Origin of the sequence: Streptomyces sp. NBC_00354, assembly GCF_036106915.1 — a bacterium.
GTDB lineage: Bacteria > Actinomycetota > Actinomycetes > Streptomycetales > Streptomycetaceae > Streptomyces.
In genome coordinates this window covers 181,804-196,994 of sequence record NZ_CP107984.1, presented here as the reverse complement: position 1 = coordinate 196,994, position 15,191 = coordinate 181,804, and the positions used below count along the sequence as shown (strand labels likewise).

Below are 15,191 nucleotides of genomic sequence, written 5' to 3'. Positions count from 1 at the left end.
CAACGGGATATCAACGGGAAATCAAGGGAGAATCGAGCGGGGCGGCGGCGCGGAGACCGAGAATTCCTATTCCGGATCTTCGTAGAAAGAGGTGGCCCGTGGACGCCAAGAGCGCCGTCATCGAGGTGGCCGAGGGCGTCCACGCGTACGTCCAGCCCGAGGGCGGCTGGTGCCTGAACAACGCCGGCATCCTCACCGACGGCGGCCACAGCGCGCTCGTCGACACCGCCGCCACCGAGAGCCGGGCCCGTCAGCTGCGCCGGGCCGCGCTGCGCCTGGCCCCGCGGCCGCCGCGCGCCGTGGTCAACACGCACTTCCACGGCGACCACACCTACGGCAACTTCGTCTTCCCCGAAGCCCTGACCATCGGCCACGAGCGGACCCGGGCCATGGTCCAGGCGGCAGGGCTGCACATGGCCGGGCTGTGGCCGGACGTCTGCTGGGGCGACATCGAGATCACCCCGCCCGAACTGACCTTCCGGGACCGCACGACGCTCCACGTGGGCGGTATCCGGGCCGAGCTCGTGCACATCGGCCCGGCGGCCCACACCACCGACGACACGATCGTCTGGCTGCCCGACCAGGGCGTGCTGTTCACCGGCGACCTCGTGATGAACGGGGTCACGCCGTTCTGCGTCATGGGGTCCGTGGCGGGCTCCCTGCGCGCGCTGGACCGGCTGCGCGCACTGGGCGCCACCACGGTCGTCCCCGGCCACGGCCCGGTCGGCGGCCCGGAGCTCCTCGACGCCAACGAGGCCTACCTGCGCTGGATCCAGCGCCTGGCCCAGGAGGGCGCCGCGGCCGGCGCGACCCCGCTCGAGCTGGCTCGCGCCACCGACCTCGGCCCCTACGCCGACCTGCTGGACACCGAGCGCCTGCTGCCCAACCTCCACCGCGGATACGCCGAGGAACAAGGCCTGCCCGAGGGATCGCCGCTGGACGTCGGAGCCCTTTTCCAGGAGATGACCGCGTACCACGGCCGCCCCTCGGAGTGCCTCGCCTGAGCCGACGAGAAGACCCCCTGCCGAAGAAGCCGGCAGGGGGTCTTCGGGTAAGGGTCCTCGCGCACCGGTCTTCGCGTACGGACGCCCGCGAGGGTCAGACGAGCTGCCCGCCCGGCACCGGCACGGCGGCCAGCAGGTTGAAACGACGGATCAGCTCCTCCTGCTCCCGGCTGAGCGACTCGATCCGGTCGCCGAGCCGGGCGATTTCACGGCCGAGTTCGAGCAGGTCCGCATGAGGGTCCGGCGAGGCGGCCGGGGCGAGCGGGGTGAACGGGACAGCCGGGGCCAGCGGGACAGGCAGGGCCAGCGGCACAGCCGGGGCCAGCGGGACGGGCAGCGCGGGCCGGGGGACCGCGAGGGACGGCGCGTGGTGCAGGATCGCCTCCATCCGCTCGCGCAGGGCCGGGCCGGGCTCGACGCCCAGCTCGTCCACCAGCCGCCGGCGGGCCCGCTCGTAGACGCCCAGCGCCTCCGTCTGCCGGCCGCACCGGTACAGGGCCAGCATGTGGAGGTCGTAGAGCCGCTCGCGCATGGGGTGGCTGGCCGTCAGCCGCTCCAGATCCCGGGTGATCTCGGCGTGCCGCCCGCTGCGCAGGTTCGCGTCGTGCAGCGTTTCCAGCGTGGTCAGCCGAAGCTCCTCCAGCCGGTCCGCCTCCACCGTGCAGATGGGCCCCTGCGTACTGCCCTCGAGCGCCGGGCCGCGCCACAGGGCGAGGGCCCCGCGCAGCAGTTCGGCCGCGTGCACGGGGTCGGAGGCGAGCGCCGCCCGGCCCTCTACGGACAGCCGGTGGAAGCGCTGGGCGTCGGCGGTGGCCCGGCCCGGGCTCAGCAGGTAGCCCATCGAACGGGTCGCGATCCACTCGTGGCCGCCCCCGTCCGGAGCCCCGCCCTGCAGCAGCCGGCGCAGCCGGGCCACATGGGCCTGGAGTGCGTTGGCCGCGCTCACGGGCGGGCGGTCGCCCCACAGTTCGTGGATGAGCCGCTCGGCGGACAGCACATGGCCCGCCCGCACCACCAGGGCGCCGAGCAGCGCCCGCTGCTTGGAGCCGGAGGGCACGATGCACGCCCCCGTACGCCGGTCGAACACCTCGACCGGACCCAGGATGCGGAAGTCCACCCCGGTGTCGTCGGGTACGTCCCGGACGCCGTGCGCGCCGAAATCCATGGTGCCTCCTCCCGGCGATCTCGCGGGATCTGCGGAAAGACACGAAGACCGGCGGCCGTAGGTAAATACGCCGGCTTAAATCCCCTGAGTGGAATCTACCACTGTGCTTTCAGCGTGCAACCGTCTTGAACGGAGGGCGGCTCGACACCTGCTCGAGAATTCGGGGGCACGGCGCTGGATCCCGCTAGCGTGCCGGAGTCGAGGGCTGAAAATCGATGAGAACTCGACAAAATAACGGAGGAGACCGTGCAGATTCAGGTTCTGGGTCCGTTGAGTGCCGAGGTCAACGGGGGCTCGATTGTTCCGACGGCCGGTAAGCCGCGCCAGATCCTGGCGCTGCTCGCGCTCTACCCGGGGCGGGTGATGCCCGTACAGACCCTCATGGAGGAGATCTGGGGCACCGAGCTCCCGCAGAGCGCGCTCACCACACTGCAGACGTACATCCTGCAGCTGCGCAGGAGGCTGGGCACCGCCATGGGCCCGGGGGTCCCGGGCAGCGCCAAGGATGTGCTCGCGACGCGGCACGGCGGCTACTTGCTGCAGATTCCGCCGGACGCGGTCGACGTCCACGAGTACGAGACGCTCGTGGCCGGCGGGCAGAACGCGTACGAGGAGGGGGACGACGAGCGCGCGGCCGACATGCTGCGCAGGGCGCTCGGACTGTGGAACGGTCCGGCGCTGGTCGACGTACGGGTGGGGCCGATCCTCGAGATCGAGGTCATGCGCCTCGAGGAGAGCCGGCTCGTGACCGTCGAGCGGCGCATCGACGCGGACCTGAGGCTGGGCCGCCACGTCGAGGTCATCGCCGAGCTGACCGAGCTGATCGCCCGGCATCCGCAGCACGAGGGCCTGCACTCGCAGGCCATGGTCGCGCTGTACAGGTCCGGCCGCCAGGCCACGGCCCTGGACGTCTACCGCAGGCTGCGCAACCGCCTGATAGACGAACTGGGCGTGGAGCCGTCCCCGCAGCTGCAGCGCCTGCACCAGGCGATGCTGACGGTGGATCCGGCACTCGACGTGGTGGCGGGCCCGCGCCGCGGATCGACGTTCGACCTGTACGCGGCCTAGCCGCCCGCCTGCCGGGGGAGCCGACGCGGGCCGCCGCCCGCCGGCTCCTCGCCCGGCCGCCGCCGCACCGCACCACGTCCTCGACCCCTGCACACCGATTCGAGCCGGTCTCCAGCGCGGTCGGTGAGGGTCGAGGTCTACGTGGTTCGGTTCCTGGGAGGTGGCTATGGGCGACGGGCAGGCCGTACGGCTGCACTGCTTCGCACATGCGGGGGCCGGAGTGTCCTCGTTCTACCGGTGGGACAAGCTCGCCGGGAGCGGGGTGAAGACCACCTCCTGGCTGCTGCCCGGACGTGACGAGCGGCGCCGTGAGATCCGGCTGACCGGCCGCGAAGAGCTCCTGGCCGACCTCAAGCCGCTGTTCGAGCAGATCGCCGACGAGCCCGGCATCCCCTACATCCTCTACGGGCACAGCCTCGGCGCGACGGTCGCCCTCACGGTCGCCCACGTCGCGCTGGAACAAGGGCTGCCGATGCCCGCACTGCTGGCCGTCGGGGCCAGCCCGCCGCCGGACGCCCCGGCCGTCTTCGCGGACTCCGCGGAACTGCCCGAGGCGGAACTGCTGCGCGTCCTGGACCGGTTCGACGCACTGCCGCCCGGCGTGCAGCCCGGAGACATCTGGTTCCGGTCGGTCTTCCCCGTGCTCCGCGCCGATCTCAAGCTCGCCCGCAGCCTGCGGGCCGCCGCCGCCGGGCCGACCACGCCCGGACCCGTGCCCGTACCGCTGCTCGCGGTCACCGGCCACGAGGACCCCCTCGTCGGCGCCGAGGCCGCCGAGGGCTGGAGCCGCTGGACCACCGGACGGTTCGTCCGGCGGACCGTGCCGGGCGACCACTTCTTCGTCCGGGGCGGCGAACTGCCCCGGATGCTCGGCCGGGCCGCCCGCATCGTGCAGCGCGGCCACCGCGACCAGACAGGACAGGGGGAAGGGCGATGAGACGAGTCGTCATCACGGGCATCGGGGTCGTGGCCCCGGGCCGCCCGGGCACCAAGGAATTCTGGTCGCTGCTGACCGACGGCCGTACGGCCACCCGCGCCATCACCCTCTTCGACGCCTCCGCGTTCCGCTCCCGGATCGCCGCCGAGGCGGACTTCGACCCGCAGGAGTCCGGGCTCACCGCCGAGCAGTCCGGGCGCCTGGACCGCGCCGCCCAGTTCGCCGTCGTCAGCGCCCGCGAGGCCGTCGCGGACAGCGGCCTGGCCGGCTCGCACGACGCCACGCGCACCGGGGTCACCCTCGGCAGTGCGCTGGGCTGCACCACCAGCCTCGACGCCGAGTACGGGGTCGTCAGCGAGCAGGGCAGCCGCACGCTCGTCGACCACACTAAGGCCGTGCCCCACCTGTACGACCACTTCGTCCCCAGCTCGATGGCCGCCGAGGTGGCCCGTACCGTCGGCGCCCAGGGGCCGGTGGCGCTGGTGTCCACCGGCTGCACCTCCGGTCTCGACGCGATCGGGCACGCCGTCGACCTCGTCCGCGAGGGCAGCGCCGACGTGATGGTCACCGGCGCGGCCGAGGCGCCCATCACGCCGATCACCGCCGCCTGCTTCGACGCCATCCGCGCCACCTCCACGCGCAACGACGAGCCGGAGACCGCCTCCCGGCCCTTCGACCGCACCCGCAACGGGTTCGTCCTGGGGGAGGGCTCGGCCGTCCTCGTCATCGAGGAGTACGAGCACGCCCGCAGCCGCGGCGCGCACATCTACGCCGAGATCTCCGGTTTCGCCTCGCGCAGCAACGCGTACCACATGACCGGACTGCGGCCCGACGGAGCCGAGATGGCCGCCGCCATCACGGCCGCCCTCGACGAGGCCCAGCTGCTGCCCGAGCACATCGACTACATCAACGCGCACGGCTCCGGCACCAAGCAGAACGACAAGCACGAGACCGAGGCCTTCAAGCTCAGCCTGGGACAGCGCGCGTACGAGGTCCCCGTCAGCTCCATCAAGTCGATGATCGGGCACTCGCTCGGCGCGATCGGGGCCCTCGAAGTGGCCGCCTGCGCCCTCGCCATCGAGCACGACACCGTCCCGCCGACGGCGAACCTGCACGAGCCCGACCCGGCCTGCGACCTCGACTACACCCCGCTGACCGCCCGCAGTCAGCGCACCGACGCGGTACTGACCGTCGGCAGCGGCTTCGGCGGGTTCCAGAGCGCGATGATCCTGACCAGCCCGAACCTGAAGGCGGACCGATGAACACCGCTGTCGCCGCCCCTGCCCCCGCCCAGGCCGCTCCCGCCGTCACGGGCTCCCGCACCGCGGCGCCCGTGGTCACCGGCATCGGTGTCGCCGCCCCCAACGGGCTGGGCACCGAGGCCTGGTGGTCCGCCGTCCTGCGCGGCGAATCGGGCATCCGCCCGGTCAGCCGCTTCGACGCGAGCGGCTATCCGGCGAAGCTGGCCGGGGAGGTGCCCGGATTCGTCGACGCCGACCACGTCTCCAGCCGGCTGCTGCCGCAGACCGACCGCGTCACCCGGCTCTCGCTCGCCGCGGCCAAGGAGGCGCTCGACGACGCCGGGGCCGACCCCGCGCAGCTGCCCGACTACGCCGCGGGCGTGGTCACCGCCAACTCCTTCGGCGGCTTCGACTTCGGCCAGCAGGAGCTCCAGGCGCTGTGGAGCAAGGGCGGCCAGCACGTCTCCGCGTACCAGTCCTTCGCCTGGTTCTACGCCGTCAACAGCGGCCAGATCTCCATCCGGCACGGCCTGCGCGGAGCCTCCGGAGTGATCGTCTCCGAGCAGGCCGGCGGCCTCGACGCCATGGCCCACGCCCGCCGCCAGATCCGCAAGGGCGCCGAGCTCGTCGTCACCGGCGGCATCGACTCCGCCCTGTGCTCCTGGGGCTGGGCCGCCTACCTGGCCGGCGGGGGGCTCACCGACCGGGAGGACCCGGCCCGCGCCTACCTGCCCTTCGCCGAGGACGCGAGCGGCCACGTCGCGGGCGAGGGCGGCGCGCTCCTCGTCCTCGAGGGCCCCGAGGAGGCCCGCCGACGCGGCGCCCGCGTCTACGGGACCCTCGCCGGCCACGCCGCCACCTTCGACGCCGACGGGACCTCCCGGCTCGGCGCGGCCGCGGAGCTCGCCCTCGCCGATGCGGGCGTCCACCCCGACGAGGTCGACGTCGTCTTCGCCGACGCGGCGGGCGAGCGCAGCGCCGACCGCGCCGAAGCGGCGGCGATCACCGCACTGTTCGGCCCGCGCGGAGTGCCCGTCACCGCGCCCAAGTCGATGACCGGGCGGCTCGCCGCCGGCGGCGCGGCCCTCGACGTGGCCGCAGCCCTGCTCGCCCTGCGCGACCAGGTGATCCCGCCGACCACCGGGACCGAGCTGCCGGCCGACGACTGCCCGCTGAACCTGGTCACCGGAGCGGCCAGCCCCGCCCTGGGGATGCCGCTGCGGACCGCGCTCGTGCTGGCCCGCGGCCACGGCGGCTTCAACTCCGCCGTCGTCGTCCGCGCCGCGGGCGCCTGACCCGCACCCACATCCACCTCACCACCCACCAGAACAGAGGAAGAGCATGGAACGTCTGGAACTCGACGACCTGAAGCGCATCCTGCGCGAGTGCGCGGGCGAGGACGAGGGCGTCGACCTCGACGGCGACGTCCTGGACCTGAGCTGGTTCGAGCTGGGCTACGACTCGCTCGCCGTCCTGCAGACCACCGGATACATCGAGCGCGAGTACGACGTCCTGCTCGACGAGGAGGGCCTCGACGACGCGGACACCCCGCGCCGCTACCTCGCCATGGTCAACGAGATGCTGGCAGCCCGGGCCGCGGTCTGAACCGGTGGGTGAAGAACTCGACACCGACGTCTGCGTCATCGGCGCCGGCCCCGCCGGGCTCGCGCTGACGCTCATGCTGCTGCGTTCGGGCATCCGCGTGACACTCGTCGAGCGTTCCACCGGGTTCCGCCGCGACTTCCACGGCGAGCTCCTGCAGCCCGGAGGCCAGCGCGTCCTGGACGAGCTCGGCACCCTCGCCGGAGCCGCGGCCCGCGGGGCGGCGAGCCTGCGCGGTGTCCAGATCCTGGAGCGCGAGCAGGTGCTGCTCGACATCGACTACGGGCGCCTGCCCGCCCCGTACGACCACCTGCTCGCCCTTCCGCAGCCGCACGTGCTGCAGGAACTCCTGGCCGCTTGCCACAGGCTGCCGGGCTTCACCGCTCTCGAGGGGCACCGGATCGCCGCACTCCTGGAGAAGCGTCCCGGCAGCCCCTGCGAGGGAGCCGTGGTGCACGGCCCCGACCGGGCTCCGGTCACCGTGCGGGCCGCCGTGGTCGTCGGCGCCGACGGCCGGTTCTCCAAAACCCGTGCCCTCGCCGGCATCGACGCGGGGCGCTGCACGTCTTTCGTCCACGACGTGGTGCGGTTCTCGCTGCACGCGCCGCGCCGGGCCACCGGGCGCGTACGGGTGCACCGCGGGCCGGACAGCGCCGTCCTGGTCCACGACACCCACCCCGACCGGATCAGCGTGGTCTGGGCCCTGCCGCCGGGCGGGGCCCGCGCCGCCGGGCGCGGGATCGGGGACATCCGGCGGGAGCTGGCAGGGATCCTGCCGCAGTTCGCCGATCTGCTGCACGCCCAGCTCGGCTCCATGACCGACCTGACCGTGCTCGACGTCTCCGCCTCGCACGCCCGGGAGTGGGTACGCGACGGACTCGTCCTCCTCGGCGACAGTGCGCACGCGCACGGGCCGATCGGCGCCCAGGGCATCGACCTGGCCCTGCAGGACGCCGCCGCGCTGCACCCCGTACTCGTGGCCGCGCTGCACGCGGGGGAGCCCACCGCCCGGCGGCTCGCGGCCTATCAGGAGCGGCGGGCCCCGGCGGCCTCCGCCGTGCACCGGATGCAGGTCGTGCAGAGCCGGGCGATGTTCGGCGGGGGGCGGCCGGCCGCCGCGCTGCTGCGGGCCCGCGCGGCGGGGATCGTCACCCGCACTCCGATCGGTGCGAGGATCACCCGGAGGTTCGCGCACGGGCGCGACGCGGCCGGGGTCCGCACCGATCTGTTCACCGTCCTGCCCGACCACCGGGTCCTGGGCGGCTAGACCCCTCAGAGGTCGTCGCGGGTGACCAGGCGGTGGGAGACCTGCCAGGTGCCGGACGAGTGGACCAGTACGTCCTCCATCACGCACACCCGGTGCACCTTCGACTCACCGCCGCGCGGGGTCAGGTACACCAGGGCGTAGCTGCGGGTGTGCAGCGAGCCGTCCGGCTGCGGCTGCACGTCGAGCATGCCGAGCCAGTGCCGGAACCGCTCACCGCTGGTGGCGTTGAGCTCCGCGTTGCGCCGGACGTTCGAGGCGAGGGCCGCGCGGCCGACCACCGGCGCCGGCAGCGTCGGCACGTCGAAGACGGCGTCCTCGGTGAACGTCCGCGCCCACGGCTCGGCCTCGAAGGAGTCGAAGAGCTGCATCTGGCGGGAGTAGAACTGCTGGACCTCCGCGTACAGCAGGCCGAACTCCCGCCCCTGGGGCGGGCGGGGGGACGCCTCGGTGGCGATCGTCGCGGTCATCGCGGGACTCCGTTCTTCGGTTCCCGACAGCCTCTGCGGCGCAGATCGAGCATTCTTCGAAGACTCCTCAAGCGTCCCTGCCCAGGCTGGGCCGACAGGGTCTAGGGGTGGCGCCGCAGCCGCGGCCGCCCCTTCGGGAGCCAGGAGGACAGCACCATGCCGAGATTCGTGTACCCGGAACTCCCGCTGGACGGCCTGCTGCGCCGGGCGGCGGTCCGCGACCCCGCAGGCCGGGCGATCCGGACCCTGGCCAGGACCGGCATGAAGACCACGGTGACGTTCGCCGAACTCGACAGCCAGGCCGACCGCTTCGCCTCCTACCTGGAGCACACGTGCGGCCGCCGCGGCGCGCGGATCGGCGTGGCCAACGTCCTCGACCCCGTCTTCGCCGCCGCCTACTACGGGACGGTGCGCAGCGGGAACACGGTCGTGCTGGTCAACCCGCTGATCAAGGAGGCGGGCCTGGTCCACGTGCTGCGGACGGCCGCCGTGGAAGTGGCGTTCGTGCCGGCCGCCACGGCCGAGCTGCTGATCAAACTGGGCGACCAGCTGCCGGACCTGCGCTCCGTCGTGGTGACGGACGCGCCGGACGGGATCGTCCCCGGCGACGCCCTGCCGCTGGCCGCGGCCCTGGACTCGGCGCCGGAGCGGACGGCCCTGCCCGGAGTCGTCGACCTCGACGGCGACGCGTGCATCCAGTTCACCACCGGCACCACGGGCCGCCCCAAGGGCGTCCGGCTCACCCACCGCAACCTGGTGGCGAACGCCGCCCAGACCGCCGCCGCGCACGACCTCGGCAGCGACTCGGTCACCCTCAACCACCTGCCGCTCTACCACACCATGCACCTCAACTCGGGGATCTACGCGGGCGCCTGCCAGGTGCTGTGCACCGACCCCGACCCGGTCGCCTCCCTCGCCGTCGCGGCGCAGGCGGAGGCCACCCACTACTACGGGCTGCCCGCCCGCCTGCACGTGCTGGCCCAGGACGAGCGGCTCACCGACGACTTCCCGGCCGGGCGCCGCCTCACCGCCGTGCTCTCCGGCGGCACCGCCCTGTCCCCCACCGCCGCCCGCGCCCTGCGCGAGAGCCTGGGCGTGCCCGTCATCCAGGGCTACGGGCTGGCCGAACTCTCCCCGCTCTCCCACTGCCAGGACCCGCACCAACCCAAGAGCGGCTCCGTGGGCCCCGCCGTACCGGGCACCGAATGCCGCATCGTCCACACCGGCACGCGCACCCCGCTCGACGTCTACGCCACCGGCGAGGTCCAGGTCCGCGGACCCCAGCTGATGGCCGGCTACCTCGACGACAGCGCGCCCTCGCCGATCGACGACAACGGCTGGTTCTCCACCGGGGACGTCGGCTACCTCAACGAGGACGGCGAACTGTTCCTGGTGGACCGCCTCGGCGACGTCTTCAAGTACGACAACGAACTCGTCTCGCCCACCGCCGTCGAACGGGTCGTCGGCGCCGACCCGCGCGTCGCCGAGTGCATCGTGGCGGGCTGGCCCGACCCGGTCCACGGCGCGGTCGTCTGGACCGGCATCGTGCTGCGCGACCCGACCGGCCCCGGCCTCCTCGACGTCATCGACTCGGTCGTGGAGCGCGCCAACGGGAGCCTGAACTGGTTCGAGCAGATCCGCCGCGTCGAAGTGATCGACGCCGTGCCGCGCAACCACGTCGGCAAGCCCGAGCGGCGCACCCTGCGCCACAGCCTGCGCAGCCGGGCCGAGGCGGAGACGGCGGCGGCGTGAGACCGCCCCGCCCGCACGGCCCGTGCACCACATCCCGTACGACCAGAGGAGCGACCACTGTGGCGACCAACGCCGGTACATCCCCCACGGCCGGGTCCCCCCGCGTGCTCGTGGTGGGGGCGGGCCCCGTGGGCCTGACCGCCGCCCATGAACTGGCCCGCCGAGGACTGCGCGTGCGCGTCGTGGACGGCGCCCCCGGCCCGGCCCCCACCAGCCGTGCGGTGGCCGTCCACCCGCGTACGCTCGAGACGTTCGACCAGATGGGCCTCGTGGACGGGCTGCTCGCCCGGGGCCGCAAGAACAGGGCCTTCACGATGTTCGCGCGCGGCCGGCGCCTGGTCCGGCTCGAGGCGGACTACCGCTCGATGCCCACCCGGTTCCCGTACACCCTCGTCATCGGGCAGACCGAGACGGAGGAAGTGCTCCGCGAGGCCGTCGCACGGCTCGGCGTCTGCGTCGAATGGGGCGTGCGGCTGACCTCCCTCGAGCAGGACCGGGACACCGTACGCGCCCGCCTCGAGCATGCCGACGGCTCCACCGAGGAGTACGAGGTGCCCTGGCTGGTCGGCTGCGACGGCGGCCACAGCACGGTGCGCAAGGAGCTCGGGCTCCCGCTGCTCGGCGAGTCCAGCGAGACCTGGGCGCTGGCCGACGCGGCCGTCTCCCTCGACCTGCCGCCCGACACCATCTACTGGGCCCACACCGGCAGCCAGGCCATGATGATGGTCCCGTACCAGCGCGAGGGGTACTGGCGGCTGCTCGACACCGCCCCCGCCGGCCGGTCGGAGACCCCGCGCGAGGCCGCGGAACGCTTCTCGGAGAAGCTCAGCACCGGGCTCGGCCGCCCGGTGCAGGTCGCCGAACCCGACTGGACCTCCGTCTTCACCTTCCAGCAGCGCATGGTGCCCCGCATGCACGACGGCCGCTGCTTCGTGGCCGGCGACGCCGCCCACGTGCACAGCCCCGCCTCCGGACAGGGCATGAACACCGGTATCCAGGAGGCCTACAACCTCGCCTGGAAGCTCGCCATGGCCGCCCTGGGGCAGGCGGGCCGGGAACTGCTCGCCACGTACGGGCAGGAGCGCGTCCCCATCGGCAAGAAGCTCCTGGGCTCCGTCCGCAAGGCCACCTTCCTGGTCCAGTTCAAGAACACCCTGGCCGGCGTGGGGCTGCCCGTCGCCTTCACCTTCGTACGCAACATCGGGCCGCTGCGCCGGGCGATCCAGCGCAAGGTGCTCGGCGGCATGTCCGGGCTGCTGCTGTCCTACCCCGAGTCCCCGCTGACCACGGCCGACCCGCTGATGGCGGTGCCTGCGGGCTCGCGTGCCGCCGCTGCGGCCGGCCGGCACCCGGACGACCCCGGCTCCGAGGCGCTGCGCGCCGAACTGCGCGACACCCGCTGGTCCCTGGTGTGGGCGGCGCAGGACGAGCCCGGCGAGGCGGGACGGGTCGCGGCGGCCACCGCGGCCGCACACGGCATGTGGCTGTCGGTGCGGACCGCGGGCGACGGCCTCGGCGGCGGGCCCGCCCCGCTGCCCGACCCGAACGGGCTGCTGCGGCGCTCGCTGGACCTCGGGCCGGGCGGCTGGGTGCTGATCCGGCCCGACGGCTACATCGCCGCGAGCGGCACGGCGCTGACCCGGCGCGGGCTCGCGCGGGCCCTTGCACCGCTGGGCGCGGCCGCAGCGCTGCCCGACGTGATCCGCGATGCGGTCCGCGCACCCCGGGTGACCGCGCCGCCGGCGGCGGCCGGTGCCGTGGCCACACCCTCCGGAACCCGCGCTTGCGTACCGCTCCTCGACCCTGCTTCCACCGCGTCTCCAGAGCTCCGCGACACGGTCGAGACCTCACCACGGGTACTGGAGGGGACACGTTGAATACACCGACCACACCGTCAGCGCAGCCGCAGGCGGCGCCGGAGAAGCCGGTCGCGCTGGTCACCGGCGGCACGAGCGGCATCGGCCTGGCGGTCGTACGTGACCTGGCCCGGCGCGGGCACCGGGTGTTCCTGTGCGCGCGGACCGCGGAAACCGTCAAGGAGACCGTCGAGGAGCTGCGCGCCGAGGGCCTGGAGGTCTCGGGCCTGGCCGCCGACGTCCGCTCCCGCGAGGCGATCGCGGAGCTGGTGGCCGCCGCCGTCGCCGAGTTCGGCCCGATCTCCGTCCTGGTCAACAACGCCGGGCGCAGTGGCGGCGGTCCGACCGCCGACATCAGCGACGAGCTCTGGTACGACGTCATCGACACCAACCTCAACAGCGTCTTCCTGCTGACCCGGGAGGTGCTCAAGCACGGCGGCCTGGCCGGGGCCTCCTACGGCCGGATCATCAACATCGCCTCCACGGCCGGCAAGCAGGGCGTTCTGCTGGGCGCCCCGTACTCGGCGTCCAAGCACGCCGTCGTCGGCTTCACCAAGGCCCTCGGCAAGGAGCTGGCCCCGGCCGGGATCACGGTCAACGCGGTGTGCCCCGGCTACGTGGAGACGCCGATGGCGCAGCGCGTACGGGCCGGCTACGCGGCGGCCTGGGACACCACGACCGAGGACGTGCAGGAGCGGTTCGAGGCGAAGATCCCGCTGGGGCGCTACGCGACCCCGGAGGAGGTGGCGGCCATGGTCGGCTACCTGACCACGGACCTCGCCGCGTCCGTCACCGCGCAGGCGCTGAACGTCTGCGGCGGACTGGGGAACTTCTGATGGCGGCCGAGCGGGTGCACCGTACCGTGCACGAGACCGAGGTGGCCGCGCCCGCGGGCATGGTCTACGGAATGATCGCGGACGCCGTGCAGTGGCCGCTGTACTTCCCGCCCAACGTGCACGTGGAGCGCCTGGCGTTCGACGGCGTACAGGAGCGGCTGCGGATGTGGGCGACGGCGAACGGCCAGGTCAAGTCCTGGACCTCGCGCCGGGTGCTCGACGCGGCAGCGCGGCGCATCGAGTTCCGCCAGGAGATCCCCGCGGCCCCGCTGTCGGCGATGACCGGCACCTGGATCGTCGAGTCGCTGGGCGCCGACCGCTCGAAGCTGACGCTGCTGCACGACTTCTCGGTCGAGGGCGACCGGGCGCAGGACGTGGAGTGGGTCGAGCGCGCCACCGACACCAACAGCCGTGCGGAGCTGGCGAACCTGGCGCAGCTGGGCGGGCGCTGGGGCAAGCTCGACGAACTGGTGATGTCCTTCGAGGACCGCGTCGACGTGGACGCCCCGCCGGAGCTGGTCTACGCGTTCCTGGAGCGGGCCGAGCAGTGGCCGGAGCTGCTGCCGCACGTCTCGCGGCTGGAGCTCACCGAGCCCGACGAGCTGCCCGGCGTCCAGGTCATGGCCATGGACACGCTCACCGCCGACGGGTCCTCGCACACCACCGAATCGGTGCGGGTGTGCTTCCCGGCGGCCGGCCGCATCGTCTACAAGCAGACGCGCACCCCGGCGCTGATGTCGGCCCACACCGGCGTGTGGACGGTCACCGGCGGCGCGTACGGCTCGACGGTCACCTCGCAGCACGGCGTCGTGCTGCGCGAGGAGGCCGTCACCCAGGTGCTGGGCCCCTCCGCCGACCTCGCGGCGGCCCGCAGGTACGTCCGCCAGGCGCTGGGCCGCAACAGCACCGCGACCATGACGTACGCCAAGCAGCACGCGGAGTCGGCGCTCGCGAGCTGAGGCTCCAGGTCCTCTCGAGCCGGACTCCGGCGGTCGCGGACAGACTCTGGACCAAGTGTGAGGGAAGGGTGTGGCGATGTCTGTCCAGCAAGTGCACCGGACGTCCTATGCCGTGGATGTGAACGCGCCCGCGGGCGTGGTCTACGGCCTGATCGCGGACACGACGCAGTGGCCGTTGTTCATCCCGCCCAGCATCCACGTAGAGCGGCTCGACTTCGACGGCATCCAGGACCGGTTCCACATGTGGGTCACCGCGAACGGGAGCGTCAGGTCCTGGCTCTCGCGCCGCACCCTGGACGCGCCCCGGCTGCGGATCGACTTCCGCCAGGAGGTCCCCGCCGCCCCGGTCGTCGCGATGGGCGGCAGCTGGATCGTGGAGCCGCGGGGCGCCGACCGTTCGCGGCTGACGCTGCTGCACGACTTCGCGGTCGCCGGCGACCGGCCCGCGGACGTCGACTGGACCAAGGAGGCCACGGACACCAACAGCCGTGCCGAGCTGGCCCAGCTGAAGGAGGCCGCGGAGCGCTGGACCCGGCTCGACGGCCTGCTGCTGTCCTTCGAGGACTCCGTACGCATCGACGGACCGGCCGACCTGGTCTACCAGTTCCTCTACGGGGTCGCCGACTGGCCGGAGCGCGTCCCCCACGTTTCCCGCGTCGCCGTCACCGAGGACGAGCCCGGCGTCCAGCTGCTGAGCATGGACACCGTGACCTCCGACGGAGCGGTGCACACCACGGAGTCCGTACGGGTGTGCTTCCCGCACGCGGGCCGCATCGTCTACAAGCAGACCACGACCCCGGCCCTGATGACCGCGCACACCGGCGAGTGGTCGCTGATTCCCGACGAGACCGGGGTCACCGCGGTGTCCCAGCACAGCGTGCTGCTGCGGGAGGAGGCCGTCGAGCGGGTCCTGGGCCCCGGCGCGGACCTCGCACAGGCCAGGACGTACGTACGCGAGGCGCTCGGCCGCAACAGCACCGCCACGCTCAACCTCGCCAAGCGGTACGCGGAGACCGCCATCCGCAGCCTGTAGGGGG

14 protein-coding genes are annotated in these 15,191 nt (G+C 73.3%); 12 read left to right on the top strand and 2 right to left on the bottom strand.

From position 1 onward, the window contains the following. Positions 1-98: 98 nt before the first annotated feature. Positions 99-1,004, top strand: a complete 906-nt coding sequence (locus tag OHT74_RS41685) for an MBL fold metallo-hydrolase (protein ID WP_266674245.1) — start codon at positions 99-101, stop codon at positions 1,002-1,004. Between the two features lie 94 nt (positions 1,005-1,098). Here OHT74_RS41685 and OHT74_RS41680 read toward each other — a convergent pair whose 3' ends face one another. After that, complete coding sequence (locus OHT74_RS41680; RefSeq protein ID WP_328623597.1) at positions 1,099-2,169, bottom strand: AfsR/SARP family transcriptional regulator; 1,071 nt, start codon at positions 2,167-2,169, stop codon at positions 1,099-1,101. A 246-nt stretch (positions 2,170-2,415) separates the two neighbouring features. Between OHT74_RS41680 and OHT74_RS41675 the strand changes: the two genes are divergently transcribed. From OHT74_RS41675 to OHT74_RS41650, 6 genes are all read left to right on the top strand, one after another. Beyond that, a complete protein-coding gene (locus OHT74_RS41675) occupies positions 2,416-3,237 on the top strand; it encodes an AfsR/SARP family transcriptional regulator (protein ID WP_266674249.1) in 822 nt (273 codons plus the stop codon). A gap of 166 nt (positions 3,238-3,403) precedes the next feature. Beyond that, a complete protein-coding gene (locus OHT74_RS41670) occupies positions 3,404-4,174 on the top strand; it encodes a thioesterase II family protein (RefSeq protein ID WP_266674251.1) in 771 nt (256 codons plus the stop codon). Then, the gene (locus OHT74_RS41665; RefSeq protein ID WP_266674253.1) at positions 4,171-5,436 is read left to right on the top strand and encodes a beta-ketoacyl-[acyl-carrier-protein] synthase family protein; all 1,266 of its coding nucleotides are present in this window, start codon (positions 4,171-4,173) and stop codon (positions 5,434-5,436) included. The genes OHT74_RS41670 and OHT74_RS41665 overlap by 4 nt, the downstream gene beginning before the upstream one ends. Continuing rightward, complete coding sequence (locus OHT74_RS41660) at positions 5,433-6,710, top strand: ketosynthase chain-length factor (RefSeq protein WP_267003593.1); 1,278 nt, start codon at positions 5,433-5,435, stop codon at positions 6,708-6,710. The genes OHT74_RS41665 and OHT74_RS41660 overlap by 4 nt, the downstream gene beginning before the upstream one ends. A gap of 46 nt (positions 6,711-6,756) precedes the next feature. Next, a complete protein-coding gene (locus tag OHT74_RS41655) occupies positions 6,757-7,020 on the top strand; it encodes an acyl carrier protein (RefSeq protein WP_267003591.1) in 264 nt (87 codons plus the stop codon). A 4-nt stretch (positions 7,021-7,024) separates the two neighbouring features. Then, positions 7,025-8,284, top strand: coding sequence for an FAD-dependent monooxygenase (locus OHT74_RS41650; protein ID WP_328623596.1), 1,260 nt, complete (start codon positions 7,025-7,027; stop codon positions 8,282-8,284). Between the two features lie 5 nt (positions 8,285-8,289). On the opposite strand, the gene OHT74_RS41645 is transcribed toward OHT74_RS41650, so the two are convergent. After that, positions 8,290-8,751: a nuclear transport factor 2 family protein gene (locus OHT74_RS41645; protein ID WP_266674260.1), complete on the bottom strand. Its 462-nt coding sequence runs from the start codon at positions 8,749-8,751 to the stop codon at positions 8,290-8,292. 156 nt (positions 8,752-8,907) lie between these two features. On the opposite strand from OHT74_RS41645, the gene OHT74_RS41640 reads away from it, so the two are divergent. The 5 genes from OHT74_RS41640 to OHT74_RS41620 all read left to right on the top strand — a co-directional run bounded on the left by OHT74_RS41640 (position 8,908) and on the right by OHT74_RS41620 (position 15,187). Beyond that, positions 8,908-10,503 carry a class I adenylate-forming enzyme family protein gene (locus tag OHT74_RS41640; RefSeq protein ID WP_328623595.1) on the top strand — a complete coding sequence of 532 codons (1,596 nt, stop codon included), beginning with the start codon at positions 8,908-8,910 and terminating at the stop codon, positions 10,501-10,503. Between the two features lie 59 nt (positions 10,504-10,562). Continuing rightward, positions 10,563-12,380: an FAD-dependent oxidoreductase gene (locus OHT74_RS41635; protein ID WP_328623594.1), complete on the top strand. Its 1,818-nt coding sequence runs from the start codon at positions 10,563-10,565 to the stop codon at positions 12,378-12,380. After that, positions 12,377-13,195 (top strand): 3-oxoacyl-ACP reductase FabG, encoded by an 819-nt coding sequence (fabG, locus tag OHT74_RS41630; RefSeq protein WP_328623593.1) that lies wholly within the window; start codon positions 12,377-12,379, stop codon positions 13,193-13,195. The genes OHT74_RS41635 and fabG overlap by 4 nt, the downstream gene beginning before the upstream one ends. Beyond that, complete coding sequence (locus OHT74_RS41625; protein WP_328623592.1) at positions 13,195-14,154, top strand: aromatase/cyclase; 960 nt, start codon at positions 13,195-13,197, stop codon at positions 14,152-14,154. The genes fabG and OHT74_RS41625 overlap by 1 nt, the downstream gene beginning before the upstream one ends. A gap of 76 nt (positions 14,155-14,230) precedes the next feature. Next, positions 14,231-15,187 carry an aromatase/cyclase gene (locus tag OHT74_RS41620; RefSeq protein WP_266674269.1) on the top strand — a complete coding sequence of 319 codons (957 nt, stop codon included), beginning with the start codon at positions 14,231-14,233 and terminating at the stop codon, positions 15,185-15,187. The last annotated feature ends 4 nt before the right edge of the window (positions 15,188-15,191 follow it).

Coding starts and splice junctions, on each gene's coding strand:
- OHT74_RS41680 (WP_328623597.1), bottom strand. CDS start 2,169: ATGGATTTCGGCGCGCACGGCGTCCGGGACGTACCCGACGACACCGGG.
- OHT74_RS41670 (WP_266674251.1), top strand. CDS start 3,404: ATGGGCGACGGGCAGGCCGTACGGCTGCACTGCTTCGCACATGCGGGG.
- OHT74_RS41665 (WP_266674253.1), top strand. CDS start 4,171: ATGAGACGAGTCGTCATCACGGGCATCGGGGTCGTGGCCCCGGGCCGC.
- OHT74_RS41660 (WP_267003593.1), top strand. CDS start 5,433: ATGAACACCGCTGTCGCCGCCCCTGCCCCCGCCCAGGCCGCTCCCGCC.
- OHT74_RS41655 (WP_267003591.1), top strand. CDS start 6,757: ATGGAACGTCTGGAACTCGACGACCTGAAGCGCATCCTGCGCGAGTGC.
- OHT74_RS41645 (WP_266674260.1), bottom strand. CDS start 8,751: ATGACCGCGACGATCGCCACCGAGGCGTCCCCCCGCCCGCCCCAGGGG.
- OHT74_RS41640 (WP_328623595.1), top strand. CDS start 8,908: ATGCCGAGATTCGTGTACCCGGAACTCCCGCTGGACGGCCTGCTGCGC.
- OHT74_RS41625 (WP_328623592.1), top strand. CDS start 13,195: ATGGCGGCCGAGCGGGTGCACCGTACCGTGCACGAGACCGAGGTGGCC.
- OHT74_RS41620 (WP_266674269.1), top strand. CDS start 14,231: ATGTCTGTCCAGCAAGTGCACCGGACGTCCTATGCCGTGGATGTGAAC.